Annotated in this window: 8 protein-coding genes; 7 read left to right on the forward strand and 1 reads right to left on the reverse strand. The window is 32.3% G+C overall.

Annotation, left to right across the window (positions count from 1 at the left end):
- Positions 1-127: 127 nt before the first annotated feature.
- Both alaS and WN975_RS24745 read left to right on the forward strand, forming a co-directional pair.
- Positions 128-2764: an alanine--tRNA ligase gene (gene alaS, locus WN975_RS24740; protein ID WP_337968805.1), complete on the forward strand. Its 2637-nt coding sequence runs from the start codon at positions 128-130 to the stop codon at positions 2762-2764.
- Between the two features lie 134 nt (positions 2765-2898).
- A complete protein-coding gene (locus tag WN975_RS24745) occupies positions 2899-3276 on the forward strand; it encodes a GxxExxY protein (protein WP_337968806.1) in 378 nt (125 codons plus the stop codon).
- A gap of 234 nt (positions 3277-3510) precedes the next feature.
- Here the strand turns inward: WN975_RS24745 and WN975_RS24750 are convergent, their stop codons facing one another.
- Complete coding sequence (locus tag WN975_RS24750; protein ID WP_337968807.1) at positions 3511-5256, reverse strand: ABC transporter ATP-binding protein; 1746 nt, start codon at positions 5254-5256, stop codon at positions 3511-3513.
- A gap of 378 nt (positions 5257-5634) precedes the next feature.
- On the opposite strand from WN975_RS24750, the gene WN975_RS24755 reads away from it, so the two are divergent.
- From WN975_RS24755 to WN975_RS24775, 5 genes are all read left to right on the forward strand, one after another.
- On the forward strand, positions 5635-6417 hold the full coding sequence (locus tag WN975_RS24755) for a hypothetical protein (protein WP_337968808.1): 783 nt from the start codon (positions 5635-5637) through the stop codon (positions 6415-6417).
- Positions 6418-6590: 173 nt separating this feature from the next.
- Positions 6591-7385: a hypothetical protein gene (locus WN975_RS24760; protein ID WP_337968809.1), complete on the forward strand. Its 795-nt coding sequence runs from the start codon at positions 6591-6593 to the stop codon at positions 7383-7385.
- A gap of 98 nt (positions 7386-7483) precedes the next feature.
- Positions 7484-8443, forward strand: a complete 960-nt coding sequence (locus WN975_RS24765; protein ID WP_337968810.1) for a GSCFA domain-containing protein — start codon at positions 7484-7486, stop codon at positions 8441-8443.
- A gap of 453 nt (positions 8444-8896) precedes the next feature.
- Positions 8897-14005 (forward strand): translocation/assembly module TamB domain-containing protein, encoded by a 5109-nt coding sequence (locus WN975_RS24770; protein ID WP_337968811.1) that lies wholly within the window; start codon positions 8897-8899, stop codon positions 14003-14005.
- Positions 13989-16307, forward strand: a complete 2319-nt coding sequence (locus WN975_RS24775) for a BamA/TamA family outer membrane protein (protein WP_337968812.1) — start codon at positions 13989-13991, stop codon at positions 16305-16307. Before WN975_RS24770 ends, WN975_RS24775 begins: the two co-directional genes overlap by 17 nt.
- Positions 16308-16335: the final 28 nt, after the last annotated feature.

Genomic DNA, 16335 nt, shown 5'->3' on the forward strand with positions numbered 1-16335 from the left:
ATAATGCATTAAAAACGAAATTTATTGTTTTAAATTTTAAGTTTTTAATTGAATTTTTCTAATGATCACATTTTCAGATTGATGAATTATCTAATTGACACATTTTCAAATTATCTCATTAATAAACATGAAATCACAAGACGTACGTAAACAATTTCTAGACTTTTTTAAAAGCAACGGGCACTTAATTGTTCCTTCAGCTCCTATCGTTCTTAAGGATGATCCAACACTTATGTTCAATAACTCGGGAATGGCCCAGTTCAAAGAATATTTTTTAGGAAACGGAACACCAAAAAGCAAAAGAATAGCCGATACGCAAAAATGTCTTCGTGTTTCTGGTAAACATAATGATCTTGAGGATGTTGGTTTTGATACTTATCACCATACAATGTTCGAAATGTTGGGGAACTGGTCTTTTGGAGATTATTTCAAAAAAGAAGCAATCAACTGGGCTTGGCAGCTTTTGACAGAAGTTTATAAAATCCCGAAAGAGAATCTTTATGTTTCTGTTTTTGAAGGAAGCAAAGAAGATAATGTTCCGTTTGATCAGGAAGCTTGGGATATTTGGAAAACATTAATCGATGAAGACCGAATTATCCTTGGAAACAAAAAAGATAATTTCTGGGAAATGGGTGACCAAGGACCATGCGGACCTTGTTCTGAAATTCACGTTGATTTACGTTCAGAAGAAGAAAAAGCATTAGTTTCTGGTAAAAGTTTGGTAAACAATGATCATCCGCAAGTTGTTGAAATCTGGAATAATGTATTCATGGAATTCAACCGTAAAGCTGATGGATCTCTAGAAAAACTTCCTGCACAACACGTAGATACCGGAATGGGATTTGAGCGTTTGTGTATGGCTTTGCAAGGAAAAACATCAAATTATGATACTGATGTTTTCACTCCGCTTATCGAAAAAGTAGAACAAATTACAGGATTAAAATATACTTCTGATGAAATTAAAAACATCTCAGAAGAACAAAATAAAACGAATATAGCAATTCGTGTTGTGGTAGATCACGTTCGTGCGGTTGCGTTTGCAATTGCCGACGGACAATTACCGTCAAACACTGGAGCTGGTTATGTAATTCGTAGAATTTTGCGTCGTGCAATTCGTTACGGATTTACTTTCTTAGATACCAAAGAACCTTTTATCAATAAATTGGTAGAAGTTTTGGCAAATCAAATGGGAGAATTTTTCCCGGAAATCAAATCGCAACAACAATTAGTTACGAATGTAATTCGCGAAGAAGAAGCTTCTTTCTTAAGAACTCTTGATCAGGGATTACAATTGTTAGATAATGTGATTGCACAAACTAAAGGTGAAGAAGTTTCTGGAGCAAAAGCATTCGAATTATACGATACTTTTGGATTCCCGAAAGATTTGACGGCTTTGATCTTGAAAGAAAAAGGAATGTCTTTTAACGAAGCAGAATTTGACGCATCAATGCAGGAACAAAAAAATCGTTCCCGTGCAGCGTCAGAAGTTTCAACAGAAGATTGGACAGTTTTGATTCCTGGAAATGTAGAAACTTTCGTTGGTTACGATCAAGTAGAAAACGAAGTGAAAATTACAAGAATCCGTAAAGTTGATTCTAAGAAAGACGGAATCTTATACCAAATCGTTTTAGATAATACACCATTTTATCCAGAAGGAGGAGGACAAGTTGGAGATAAAGGAACTTTAGTTTCGGCAAATGAAACTATCGAAATCATTGATACTAAGAAAGAGAATAATTTGATTTTGCATTTCGCAAAACAATTGCCGGAAAATATTGAAGCTGGTTTTATTGCAAAAGTAAATGCTGATTTAAGAGGTTCAACTTCTAAAAATCACTCGGCTACGCACTTAATGCATTTGGCTTTGAGAAACCTTCTTGGAACTCACGTAGAGCAAAAAGGTTCATTGGTAAATCCGAACTATTTGCGTTTTGACTTTTCGCATTTTTCTAAAGTTTCAGATGATGAATTACGTCAGGTTGAAGCAAGTGTAAATGCACAAATTGAAGCACAATTGCAATTAGTAGAACACAGAAATATTCCGATTAAAGAAGCATTAGATAAAGGTGCAATGGCTTTATTTGGAGAGAAATACGGAGATAATGTTCGAATGATTGAATTTGGTGAAAGTAAAGAACTTTGCGGTGGAATTCACGTAAAAAACACAGCAGAAATCTGGCATTTCAAAATCATTTCTGAAGGTGCAGTAGCGGCTGGAATTCGTCGTATTGAAGCGATTACAGGTGATGCAGTAAAAGATTTCTATAAAAATCAAGAAAATACTTTATCTGAAATAAAAGAAACATTAAAAAATCCACAAGATATTTTAAAATCAGTGGCTTCTTTACAAGATGATAATGCTAAATTGAAAAAACAAATCGAGCAATTACTTAAAGAAAAAGTAGGCGCTTTAAAATCAGAATTAGAGAAAGATTTCCAGGAAGTAAACGGAGTAAATTTCCTTGCAAAACAAGTAGATTTAAGCATGGCTTCGACGAAAGAATTAGCTTCGGCTTTAGGAAGTTCAAAAGCAGATTCTTTTGTATTTTTAGCTTCTGTAGAAGATGGTTTACCAAATATTCACTGCTATATCTCTAAAGAATTGGTAACAAGCAAAAGCTTAAACGCAAATGCAGTTATCAAAGAATTAGGAAAATTTATTGATGGAAATGGAGGAGGACAACCTTTCTTCGCATCCGGAAAAGGAAAAAATGCTGCAGGAATTGCTGAAGCTTTGGCTCACGCTGTTGATTTTGTAAAATAACGGCATATAACTTTTACAAAAGTTATTTTTTATTTTTCGCGCAAAAACGCAGAGTCGCAAAGTTTTTAAAAGCTTTGCGACTTTTTTTATTTTATCGAATTAAATTTTGTAAGTTTATACTTAATTTTTTAAGTATGAATGAAAATGAAATTTCAGCTATCGTAGTTGATATCTGTTACAAAATGCATGTAAAACTTGGTCCCGGTTTATTAGAGTCGGTTTATGAAGCAATTTTATATTACGAATTAAGTAAAAAAGGATTATTTGTCGAAAGACAAAAAACTCTTCCAGTTGTTTGGGATGAAATTAAACTCGATATTGGTTTCAGAAGTGATTTAATAATTGAGAACAAATTGATTTTAGAAATTAAATCAATTGAAAAAATAACAGAAGTTCATGCAAAGCAAGTTATGACATACTTAAAAATCACAAAAATGAAATTAGGATTGCTGATAAATTTTAATGTGCCTTTGATTAAATTTGGTATTACAAGAATTGTTAATAATCTTTAGATTAGACCAATATTAAAAAACATTATAAAAAGGTACAAAATCAAAATCAAAAACTTTGCGACTTTGCGTCTTTGCGCGATTTTTTTCTTTTTATTAAATCGAGATAAAACTTATTGATAAAAAAAAAACAAAGTCGCAAAGCATAAAAATACTTTGCGACTCTGCGTCTTTGCGAGATTAATTATTTAGACAAAGTTAACTTAGCGACTCAGTACCTTAGAAGCTAAGAAAAACTTACTTGCGCTCACCAATTTGCTGACGCCACATTGCGTAATACAAACCTTTCTCAGCAATTAAATCATCGTGTTTACCTTGCTCGATAATTTTCCCTTGTTCTAATACAAATATTTTATCGGCGTGCATTACCGTTGATAATCTATGGGCGATTAAAACGGTGATTCTGTTTTGATCGGATATATTTCTAATTGTAGCATTAATCTCTTCTTCGGTAATAGAATCTAATGCGGAAGTAGCTTCATCAAAAATCAATAAATTAGGATTTCTTAGAATCGCACGTGCAATCGATAAACGTTGTTTTTCTCCACCCGAAACTTTAATTCCGCCTTCACCAATTGTAGTGTTTAAACCATCTTCGGCACGTTGTAATAATTTTTCACAACTTGCTCTTTTTAAAGCATCATATAAATCTTCATCGGTTGCATTTGGTTTTACGAACAATAAATTCTCGCGGATTGTTCCGGAGAATAATTGCGCATCCTGAGTTACAAAACCTAATTGTTTTCTTAAATCAAGCAAATCAATTTCGGTAGAATCGATTTTATTATAAAGAACCTTTCCTTCGGCAGGCGTGTATAAACCAACTAATAATTTCACCAAAGTTGTTTTTCCGGAACCGGACGGACCAACAAAAGCAACGGTTTCACCTTGTTTAATGTCGAAATTAATATTTTCTACAGCTTTGAATTTTGCAGTTTTATGTTGAAAACTTACATTATTAAAAAGCAAAGACTGAATCGCTCCAACATGTTTTGGATTTTTAGGACGAAATTCTTTTGGAGCGCTTAATAAAGTTTTAAAGTTTTCCATTGAAACTTTGGTTTCATTCAAAGCAATAATGAAATTTCCTAATTCTTGCAGAGGTCCAAAAATAAAGAAAGTAAAGAATACCATTGTTAGTAAATCACCAACGATAATTTTATTTCCAAACAAGAAATAGTACAACGTAAAAACGACACAAGTTCTTAAAAAGTGAACGGTAGTTCCCTGAATAAAACTCAAACTTCTGATAAAACGGATTTTCTCCAATTCAAGCTGTAGAATTTTAAACGTATTTAGATTCAGACGTTTTTCTTCCTGATACGTTAATCCAAGACTTTTTACAAGCTCGATATTTCTTAAACTTTCGGTTGTAGAACCCGCCAAAGCATTCGTTTGATTGACAATTTTTCGAGAAACGATTTTTATCTTTTTTCCCAAATATGAACTAATCAAAGCAATAATTGGAGCCGTAATCAAAAAGATAATCGAAATACGATAATCAATACGCGCAACATAAACGATCACGAATATGAATCCGATAATAGTTTGAAAAATTAAAGAAATCGAAAGCGTAATTAACTTTTCAGAATCAGAACGTACTTTAGTCAGTTTGCTTAAAGTTTCACCGCTACGCTGATCTTCAAATTCAGCAAAAGGTAAATCAAGTGATTTTTTAATTCCGTCAGTATACATTTGTGCACCAGTTCGCTGAATAACGACATTGGTAAAGTAATCCTGAAAGTTTTTGGTAATTCTGGAAATCATCGCAGCACCAAGCGAAAGACCCAACCAGAATGATAGAGATTTTATAAAACCCATTTCGTTTCCAGCATATTTATGCAAACCAACACCGCAATCCTGCATTAATTTACCGGTAATTACAGAGTCTGATAAGCTGAAACAAATGTTGATAGAGGCCATAATCAACGCAAAAAACAAAAGCATTTTGTGTTTGATTATATAAGAATATAGTAATTTCATGTGTGAGTTTAAATTTATTGCAGATGCAAAAGTAGTGAATAGTTTGACGCTATAAAGGGGCTTTTAGTTATTAAAAATGTAAATTTTTTTACAGATGAAGTTATCAGTCTGTTTTTTGAAGTTTTGAATGTTTTATTTTTTTTAGGAACTATATTTTTTAAAATTGGAGTAATAAAAAATAAGAAAAAAGCTAATCATTTAGGTGTTTTTTTGCTTTCGATTATTTTTTTTTACAGTATAATTACTTATCTATATTGTTTACCATTAATATATTAAGAAGTGCTTGGGATTATAATCTAAGTCTTGCTGAGGAATCCCGTAAGGTTTTGGTTTTGGGTTGTACTACGTTTGCACCAATAACAAATTTAACAAAACAAAATGAAAAAAATTTTATGCCTTTTTAGTGCTTTAGCATTAGTATTAACTTCTTGTTCAAGTGATGATTCTTCTTCAGACGCTGGATCTGCTACATTATTACCAACAAAAATTGTTGAAACAAGTGTTGAAAACGGAAAATCTGGAAGTCTTACTTATACTGCTACTTATGACGGAAATAAGATAAAAGAAATTAAAGTTTCTGATGCTTCAAGATCTGTGTTTACTTATACAGGAGATCTTATCACAAAAGTTGAATTGTATTATTCAAGTGAATTACAATCTACAGATGTTTATGCTTATGAAAACGGAAAACTAATATCAAAAATTACAACTAAAGCTTTTGGTAGCAGTCCTCAACAAAAATTGACTTTCGTTTATAATGCAAACGGAACAGTTAATGCAAATCAATCTCAAATAGAAGACAAAGTAGAAACTAAGTTTGACACTACTACACTTTATACTTTTGCAAACGGTAATATGATTTCTTCAGAATTTATCGATGGAGAAAGAGAAAAAATTACAAGTACATTTGATGACAAGAAAAGCCCATTTGTTAATGTAACAGGTTTGAAACTTTTATTAGACTTGGATAATCATTTGGAATTTGATTTTTATTCAGCGAATAATAACGTAAAAAGCGTTACAGAAACTTATAATGCTGAAGGAAAACTTGTTCAAACTGCAACAGTTGCGACTACAAATAAATACAATAAAAGCAATTTCTTAACAGAAGCATTTGTTGGAGACGCTACAGATTCTTATAAAATAGAGGTTACTTATTAATTCTCTTTTTAGTAATGATACAATCCCCAATTATCAATTAATATTGATGTTGGGGATTTTTTGATTTAAAAATAGTCTGATTTTTATAAGTTGTTTTGGAGGTTAAATTCTGAATTTTATTATTCGAAACAATTTCAATTATATTTGCTAACCGAAAATAAATACTACAAAAAATGAAAAACCTTTTATTGCTTTTTAGCGCTTTAACTTTATTGCTAACATCATGTTCAAATGATGATAATAATTCTTCAGAAGATAAATCGATCTTACCTAAAATAATTTCTTATACTTATCCTTCAGCTGATTTAGGGACAAATAGTAAAAACACGATTGCTTACAATGGAAATAAAATTGTAAGTGTTATTGACGAAGATTCGAAAACATTATTTACCTACGACGGTGATTTAATAATAAAACAAGAGCAGTTTAGGATAGATCAACAAGCAAATCAAAGCAAAAGTAGAGAAGTTTTATATACTTATGAAAATGGGAAATTAAAGACTAGAACTTATAGAACAAATATAAGTGCAGAATATCCGGAAGGTAATTATACTCAAAAAACAGTTTACACTCATACATCTAATAATCTAATTTCATACATAGACTATTTAGTTGACGGGGATCCAAAAGTAGAAATTAAATTAGGCGAAGGAACATTGACTTATGAGGTTGGTAATCTTGTAAAAGAACTGCAAAAAGTTAATTCAGTGATAACAACAAGAGTTTATGAATATGATAAAAAGAATAATCCACTTAAAAATATTTTAGGCTATAACTTACTGCTAAATGAAATTAGTGAATTGGGCAAAAACAATGTTATAAAAACTACTGTAAGTAGATCTGACTATCCTAATTCATTTGTTTTTTTGACAACTTTTACATACAATGATAAAGGATATCCAATAAAACATACTTCATTTGATGGTGGAGGAAAATCAATAGAATACGAAATAGAATATACTTATTAAGGAATCGAAATTCGAAATTATATCAAAAACCAAATACTTTCTGTGTTTGGTTTTTTTATTGGTGAAAATTGGTGAAATTCGTGTTTAAAATAAACGACATGCAATTCAGAACCCAAATACCAATTTCGAAAGCCAATAATCCTATTGATTATAACTCAAAAGTAGTGTCGTTTGGTTCTTGCTTTGCCGAAAATATGGCGGAGAAATTTGACTATTTTAAGTTTCAAAATACCACAAATCCGTTTGGGATTATTTTTAATCCGGTTTCGATCGAGAAAATTATTAGCCGAATCATTAAAGAGGATTTATATACAGAGAAAGATGTTTTCTTTTATAACGAACGCTGGCACAGTTATGAAGTTCATTCGGATTTAAGTAATTCTGATCGGGAAGAATTACTCGAAACCTTAAATAAAGCGATTACAGAAACCAATAAGCAACTAAAAGAAGCTTCACATATTATTATAACCTTTGGAACTTCCTGGATTTATAGAAATATCGAAAGCGATCAAATTGTTGCCAATTGCCATAAAGTTCCTCAAAAACAATTTACAAAAGAGTTATTATCAGTTGAAGTAATTCAGAAAAGCATTCAGAATACAATCGATTTGATTCAGGTTTTAAATCCGAATGTCAATTTCATTTTTACCGTTTCTCCAGTCCGACATATAAAAGACGGTTTTGCAGAAAATCAATTAAGCAAATCACATTTGTTTGCAGGACTTCATCAAGTTTTAAAAACTCATAATTCACAATTCACAATTCATAACTATTTCCCGTCTTACGAAATTATGATGGATGAACTTCGTGATTATCGTTTTTATACCGAAGATATGTTGCATCCAAATCAAGTTGCAATAGATTATATCTGGCATAAATTCAGTGAAAACTATATTTCTGAAAACAGTACTTCAACAATGCAGGAAGTCGAAGAAATTCAAAAAAGTCTGCGTCATCGAAGCTTCAATCCGGAATCAGAACAACATCAGAAATTCTTAGCTAAACTTCAGCAAAAAATTAAAGTTATAGAAGAGAAATGGTCGCATATTAAATTTTAAAATAAATAACCGTTGGTTTTAGCCCAATGTCATTAAGTTAAGCTTTTATAGGATAAAATTATTCTCGCAAAGACGCGAAGTCGCAAAGGTTTTGTCATTTCGACGAAGGAGAAATCTTCGCAAGTAACTCCGCAACGAGAATCCAATCTTTGTCGAGCTTGTCTCGGAGATTTCTCCTTCGTCGAAATGACAATATTGTGTTTAAACTTTGCGTCTTTTCGTCTTTGCGAGATTTTTTACAAAGCGATTAAGCTAAGCTTAAAAATTTTTCCTTCGAACTTTCGCGTCTTCTTAGTAAAACAAAAAGTAAGAAAATAATTATTTGTACCTGAAATTTTAGAATAATTGCGTGTAATTGTGTAAATTGTTAAAGTTTAATTTTTTCAATTTTGTAAACTGTAGAAATACAGCTTTATAATAACGCAACTTTAATCTAACGTGTTTTATTGACGTATGAATAAGAAACCAATTCATTTTCTTAAAAAAACACTACGTGTACTTCTTTGGTGCGTGGCTTCTGTTATTGCACTTTTATTGCTTCTGATTATCTTAATTCAGGTTCCATCCATTCAAAATTATGTAAAGGACAAAGCGATTACTTATTTGCAAGGAAAAATCAAAACCAAAGTTTCCTTAGATCATATTTCGATAGAATTTCCTAAAGATGTAGTTCTCGAAGGTTTCTATTTCGAAGATCAAAAAAAAGATACTTTACTGGCAGGTAAACGTTTACAACTCGATGTCGATTTGTTTAAACTGGTAAGCAGCGAATTAGAAATTAATTCGGTTTCGTTGGAAAATGTCAAAGCCAATATTTTCAGAAATAAAAATGGTGTTTTCAACTTCGATTATATCATAAAAGCTTTCGAATCAAAAGAACCAAAAGTTGAAGATCCAGATAGTAAACCATTCAAAATATCAGTTGTAAAAGTTAATCTTGACAATGTAAAGTTCAATTTCAAAGACGATTTTTCTAAAAATGATATCAAAGTAAACCTTACACATTTTGATACGAAGTTCAAAGAATTCGATTTGGATAAGATGAATTTTGATATTCCGAATATTGATTTAAACGGACTAAAAGTAGTTTTGAATCAAGATGTTGTAGAAAAAATTGCCGAAGTTTCGGTGAAAACCGTTGATACAATTTCGAAAAGAACCGACTTCAATTTAAAATTAGGCAAAATCAGTTTGTCAAAAATTGATATTGCTTATGATAATAAAGATTCCAAGTTAGATTCCGGAATAAAACTGGGCAATTTGGATTTGTCAGTAAATAAAATAGACTTGAATAATCAGCTTTTGGATTTTGATTCTTTCGAATTAAAAAATCTAACAGGGAATTTACGTTTAGGAGCAAAAGACAAACAAATTCAAGCGCCAAATTTAGACACAACAGCAATAAAACAAGCAGGTTGGAAAGTGAAATTGGCCGATGTTAATTTAGAAAATATAGCTTTCAAATTTGATGATATGCAATCGAAACCAGTTTCAAAAGGAATTGATTATAGTCATATGGATTTGGATAAATTCAATTTTAAAGCAGAGAAATTATATTACGGGAATGATACTATTTCAGGAAATATAAAAACATTAACGGTAAATGATAAAAGCGGATTACAAATTCAGTCTTTAAAAACAGATTTCTTTTACGGACCTAAAAATGCGTACCTGAATGATTTGTATTTAAAAACACCACAAACATTACTTCAGGATAAAGCCAAAGTTTCGTATTCTTCGATTGCATCGATTTCTAAAGATTTAGGAAATCTTACTTTAGATGCAAATCTAAAACAATCAAAAATTGGATTTAAAGACATTTTGCTTTTTGTTCCAGATTTACAAAAAACAAATCCGTTTAAGAGCAATCCCAATGCAATTCTATATTTAAATACACGCTTGAGCGGAAAAATTAAAGATTTGACGATTCCGCAATTTGAAATGAGCGGAATTGGAACTACAAAAGTTGCCCTTTCGGGGAAAATAAAAGGCTTGCCGGATGCACAAAAAGCGTATTATGATTTAGATATTAAAAAACTTTCAAGTACTTCAAAAGACATTTATTCGTTTGTACCAACGGGAACAATTCCGAAGAATATTCAATTGCCTTCTCAACTTAATTTAAAAGGAAAATTTAAAGGTTCAGTTCAGAATTTCAAAACCAATTTGGCTTTAAACAGCAGTTTTGGAAATGCAAAAATCGATGCTTTATTTGATCAGCGTATCAAGAAAAAAGAGAAATACGACGCGACAGTTTATTTATTGGATTTTGATTTAGGACGATTAATCAAAAATGATTCGATTGGAAAAATTACGCTTAAAGCGAAAGTAAAAGGTAAAGGTCTAGATCCAAAAACGGCTCAGGCACAATTTGACGGTTTGGTTCAGAAAGCGGTTTTCAATAAATATACCTATAAAGATTTGGCTTTAAAAGGTAATATCGCAAACGGTTCATTCGATGTAAAATCAGGAATGAAAGATCCAAACTTAAATTTTGACTTGGTTGCAAGCGGAAATACACAAGAAAAGTATCCTTCAATAAAATTAAAATTAAACCTTGATATTGCAGATTTAGAAAAGCTGAATCTTCACGCCGGACCAATGAAATTGCGCGGAAATGTTGATGCGGATATTGCGAATAGTAATCCGGATTTTCTGAACGGAAAAGTATTTCTTTCGAATATTCAGATTTTGCAGGAAGCGGAACCAATTGTTTTGGATTCTATGCGAATAATTGCTTTCGCAGATAATAATCGAAATAATATCAAAATTTCATCTCAATTTTTAAAAGCAGAAGTTGATGGAAAATATAAACTAACGACATTAACAGCAGCAATAAAAAAGTCACTTTCGAAATATATTGATTTAAAAAATCCGAAAGTAAATGGAGAATCAGACGAACAACGTTTGGCATTTACATTAAAGATTGATAATGATCCGATACTTTTTAAACTAGTTCCGAAATTGACAGGTTTAGAACCAATTAATATTACAGGAAAGTACAATAATGTCGCAGATTCTTTAGAAATAAAAGGAACGATTCCAAGAATTGTATATGCAGATAACACTATTTCTGACGGAAAAATAAATATCGAAGCCAAAGAAAATGCTTTAGAATACGGAATTTCTGTGGCAACAATTGAAAGCGGTTCTTTGAAAATTCCGTTTACGAGTTTATCCGGAAAAGTAGAGAATAATCTTTTGACTTATGCACTTGAAGTGAAAGATGCAAAAGACAAACAACAATATTTTATTGCAGGAAATTTTAAAGCAGAAGATTCTAAAAACATCTTCAAAATTGATGCAGAAAACTTTGTTCTGAATTATGATAAATGGAATGTTGATCCTGAAAATGCAATTGAATTTGGAGGAAAACGACTTTATATCAATAAATTTTTCTTAGAAAATTCAGGAAACGAACTTAGAATTCAATCGCAAGGAAATCAAGATAATGCGCCGCTTAGAGTTGATTTTGTAAACTTCAAAATTGAGACGATTATGAACATCGTCAAAAAAGATCAACTATTAATGCAAGGTTTGATTAATGGAAATGCTGTGGTTGAAAATGTAATGACGAAACCAACTTTTACATCAGATATTAAGATTGATCAATTTGCTTTTAAAGGAGAACCTGTTGGAGATATTGTCGTAAAAGTCGATAATAAAACCGATAATTTATTGGCGGCAAATGTTACGCTAAGCGGAGAAGGAAATGATGTAAACCTAACAGGAAACTATAAAATCGACGATGGAAATCTGGATTTTAATTTAGATTTAAACAAATTGAATATCAAAAGTATTCAGGGTTTCAGCATGGGAAATCTTACGGAAGGAACAGGGTTTTTGACCGGAAATTTTAAAATCACCGGAAACGCTTCTGCACCAAAAGTAAACGGAGAATTAGATTTTAAAAACACAGGTTTCAGAGTCACTAAATTCAATTCGTATTTTAAAACGGAAGATGAGAAAATTACACTTCAAAACGATGTAATTACATTTGACAGTTTTACTTTCAAAGATGAAAACGATAACGAATTAACGATAAACGGAACTATTAAATCAGCAGATTATACCAATTTTGATTTTGGTTTAACCGTTGTTGCAGACGATTTTAGAGCAATACATTCTAAAGAAAAAGACAATGATTTGTTTTATGGAGATTTGATTCTGGATAGCAAATTAAATATAAAAGGAACGCTTGCAAATCCGATTATTGGCGGAAATATCAAAATAAATAAAGACACAAAATTCACCGTTGTTTTACCACAATCAGATCCGTCAATTGCTGATCGTGAAGGAATTGTAGAGTTTGTAGATGAAGATAATCAGTATTTGAAACAAACTGCGGCGATGCAGCAAAAACTAAATCAATCGCAGTTAATTGGTATGGATGTAAGCGTTGCTATTTCTATCGATAAAGAGGCAGAATTGACTTTGGTTATTGATAAAGGAAATGGTGATTATTTGAATCTAAAAGGGGAAGCAGAACTTATTGGTGGAATTGATCCTTCGGGAAAAACAACTTTAACGGGTAAATATGAGTTTTCTGATGGTGCATATGAGATGAATTTCAACATGATCCGACGAAAATTTAATATTCAAAAAGGAAGTTCGATTACCTGGAATGGTGAGCCAACAATGGCAACTTTGAATATTACAGCGATTTATAAAGTCGATGCAGCGCCAATCGATTTACTTGGAAATCAATTGCCAACGGATAATCCGACAGTTAGAAATACGTACAAACAGAAAATTCCATTTCAGACTTTATTGAAAATGAACGGAGAACTTTTGAAGCCTGAAATCACTTTTGATATTGTTCTTCCGGATGGAAATTATGATGTTTCTACAGATGTTGTGTCGCTTACACAAACGAAACTGCAACAATTAAGACAAGAACCAGCTGAATTAAACAAACAGGTTTTTGCACTTTTATTACTGAACAGATTTATTGGAGAAAATCCGTTTGCGAGTGAAAGCGGCGGAACAAGTGCAGAATCTTTGGCAAGACAAAGTGTGAGCAAAATACTTTCGCAGCAATTAAATGATTTGGCGGGAGAATTAATTACCGGAGTTCAGTTAGAATTTGACTTGGAATCGACAGATGATTATACGTCAGGAAGCAGAGAAAACAGAACAGATTTGAATGTTGGTGTTTCTAAAAAACTCCTTGATGATCGATTAAAAGTTACCGTAGGAAGCAGTTTTGCTGTTGAAGGACAAGAGCGCGCCAACGAACAAAGTACGAATATTGCAGGAGACGTAGCGCTTGATTATCAGCTTACAAAAGACGGACGATATATGGTTCGTGCTTATCGAAAAAATGAATATCAGGTTGCGGTAGAAGGGCAGGTTATTGAAACTGGAGTTGCGTTTATTATCACAATGAGTTACAATAAATTCAGAGAGCTTTTTCATCGTACAGCGGCCGAAAGAGAAATGATAAAAGAAGAGAAAATACGCAAGGAAAAAGCAAAAAAGATAGAAAAAGCAAAAAAGAAAGAGAAGGAAGATAAGGAAAAAGAAGAAAATCAAATTGAAGGAAATGAGCAAAAAACATAGCAATATAAAAACAACATACATCAGATATTTTATTGCGCTATCCTTATTTTTTGTTTTTGGATGCAGCAATACAAAATATTTGCCTGACGGAGAATTGTTGTATACAGGAGGTTCTGTGATCGTAAAAGACACAATTATAAAAAAGAAAGAACGCAAAGAACTGGAAACGGAACTTGAAGGTTTGTTGCGTCCAAAACCTAACAAACAATTCTTGGGATTACGTCCTAAATTATGGATTTATAATATTGCAGGACAGCCTAAAAAAGATAAAGGAATTCGATATTGGCTGCGAAATAAAGTTGGTGAACCGCCAGTTCTTTTTAGTAAAGTCGACTTGGATTACAACGCTTCAGTTCTTCGGAATTTCACTGAAAATCGCGGTTATTTTAAAACTCGCGTTAGTGCAGATTCTACTGTGAGCAACAAAAGAGTAACCGCAGAATATACGGTTGAACCCAAAAAAAGGTATATCATAAAAAGTGTGACTTTTCCGGATGATTCATTAGCAATGTCAAGATTAATAGCAAGATCGAGTCGAAGAAGTTTATTAAAAGTAGGTAAGCCTTATGATTTGGATGTTATAAAAGCCGAACGTGAACGTATAGATGCAAGGCTTAAAGAAAAGGGATATTATTATTTTAATCCGGATTATATTTTAGCGCAGGTTGATAGTAGTAAAGGCGATCATGAAGTGAAAATTAGGCTGGTAATAAAAGCAGATACGCCGCCAAAAGCGCTAACATCTTATAAGATTAATAAAATTATTGTTTACCCGAATTTCGCTATTTCAAAAGATAGCGTTAAATACAAACCGGAAGATGTTGTTCAGTACAAAGATTTTACGATTATAGACACTGCAAATACTTTTAAACCGAGAGTTTTTGACAGAGCAATTTATTTCAAAAAAGGAGATTTATACAATAGAAAAGACCATAATTTAACACTGAATCGTTTTGTGAATCTGGGAACTTTCAGCTTTGTAAAAAACGAGTTTAAACCTTCGGATAGTTTGCCAAATACGCTGGATTCGTATTATTATCTAACGCTTTTGCCAAAGAAATTTATTAGAGTTGAGGTTTTAGGAAAAACAAATTCGGCCAGTTATACCGGAACAGAAATAAATGTAAACTGGAATAATAGAAACTTATTTAGAGGTGCAGAATTGCTTACGGTTTCTGTTTTTGGCGGTGCCGATTTTCAGCTTTCGGGAGATAATAACGGGAAAAATATCTATAAACTAGGAACAGAAACCAGTTTGACGTGGCCAAGATTTATCGTTCCGTTTTTTCATGTTGAAGGTAATAGCGAATATGTGCCGCGAACCAAAGCGACAGTGCGATATGAGTACCAAAACAGAACGCAATTGTATGCTTTAAATTCTTTTAAAACATCTTTTGGATATCAATGGAAAGAGAATATTCGAAAAGAACATCAATTGAATGTTATTGATGTTACTTATGTGAGTCCAAATCATGTTACCGAAGAGTATTTGGCAGATATTGACGAAGATGCATCGTTAGGAAAAGTAATTGAAAAGCAATTGATTTTTGGTCCAACGTATACGTATACATATACCAACACAATGCAGAAACGTAAAAAGAATACGTTCTATTTTAGTGGAGATTTAGATTTGGCAGGAAACATTACGGGATTAGTAAGCGGAGCAAATGTTAAAAATGGGAATCAGAAAAGTATTTTTGATGTTCCGTTTAGCCAATATGTAAAAATGAGAGCCGATTTCAGACATTATTTAAAACTCGGAAAAGAAAGCGAATTGGCTAGCCGAATTATTGTTGGTGCCGGACTTCCGTATGGAAATTCAAGTGCTTTGCCAACATCCAAACAATTTGTCGTGGGAGGAACCAATAGTATTCGCGCCTTTAGAGCAAGATCTTTGGGACCGGGAAGTTATTTGAATACTAAAACTACGAATGATTATTTACCGGATCAATCAGGAGATTTAAAACTGGAATTTAGTACAGAATACAGAGCAAAACTTTTTAGCATTGTTCGTGGAGCTTTATTTATTGATGCAGGAAATGTTTGGCTTTTAAATGCTGATCCGGATAAACCAGGCGGAGAAATCACTAAAGATTTCATGAAAGATATTGCTGTTGGAGCGGGAGCAGGTTTACGTTTTGATTTGTCTTTCCTGGTTTTACGAACCGATTTAGCATTTCCGCTTAGAAAACCATATTTGCCTGAAGGCGAAAGATGGGTAATCAAAGATATTGATTTCGGAAGCGGTCCATGGCGAAAAGACAATCTGATATTGAATATCGCAATTGGATATCCATTTTAGAGAAAGTTTGTCACGATTTTTTTCCGCC

It is taken from the genome of uncultured Flavobacterium sp., from assembly GCF_951805225.1.
GTDB lineage: Bacteria > Bacteroidota > Bacteroidia > Flavobacteriales > Flavobacteriaceae > Flavobacterium.

Coding starts and splice junctions, on each gene's coding strand:
- WN975_RS24745 (WP_337968806.1), top strand. CDS start 2,899: ATGAATGAAAATGAAATTTCAGCTATCGTAGTTGATATCTGTTACAAA.
- WN975_RS24760 (WP_337968809.1), top strand. CDS start 6,591: ATGAAAAACCTTTTATTGCTTTTTAGCGCTTTAACTTTATTGCTAACA.
- WN975_RS24750 (WP_337968807.1), bottom strand. CDS start 5,256: ATGAAATTACTATATTCTTATATAATCAAACACAAAATGCTTTTGTTT.
- WN975_RS24755 (WP_337968808.1), top strand. CDS start 5,635: ATGAAAAAAATTTTATGCCTTTTTAGTGCTTTAGCATTAGTATTAACT.
- WN975_RS24770 (WP_337968811.1), top strand. CDS start 8,897: ATGAATAAGAAACCAATTCATTTTCTTAAAAAAACACTACGTGTACTT.
- WN975_RS24775 (WP_337968812.1), top strand. CDS start 13,989: ATGAGCAAAAAACATAGCAATATAAAAACAACATACATCAGATATTTT.
- alaS (WP_337968805.1), top strand. CDS start 128: ATGAAATCACAAGACGTACGTAAACAATTTCTAGACTTTTTTAAAAGC.
- WN975_RS24765 (WP_337968810.1), top strand. CDS start 7,484: ATGCAATTCAGAACCCAAATACCAATTTCGAAAGCCAATAATCCTATT.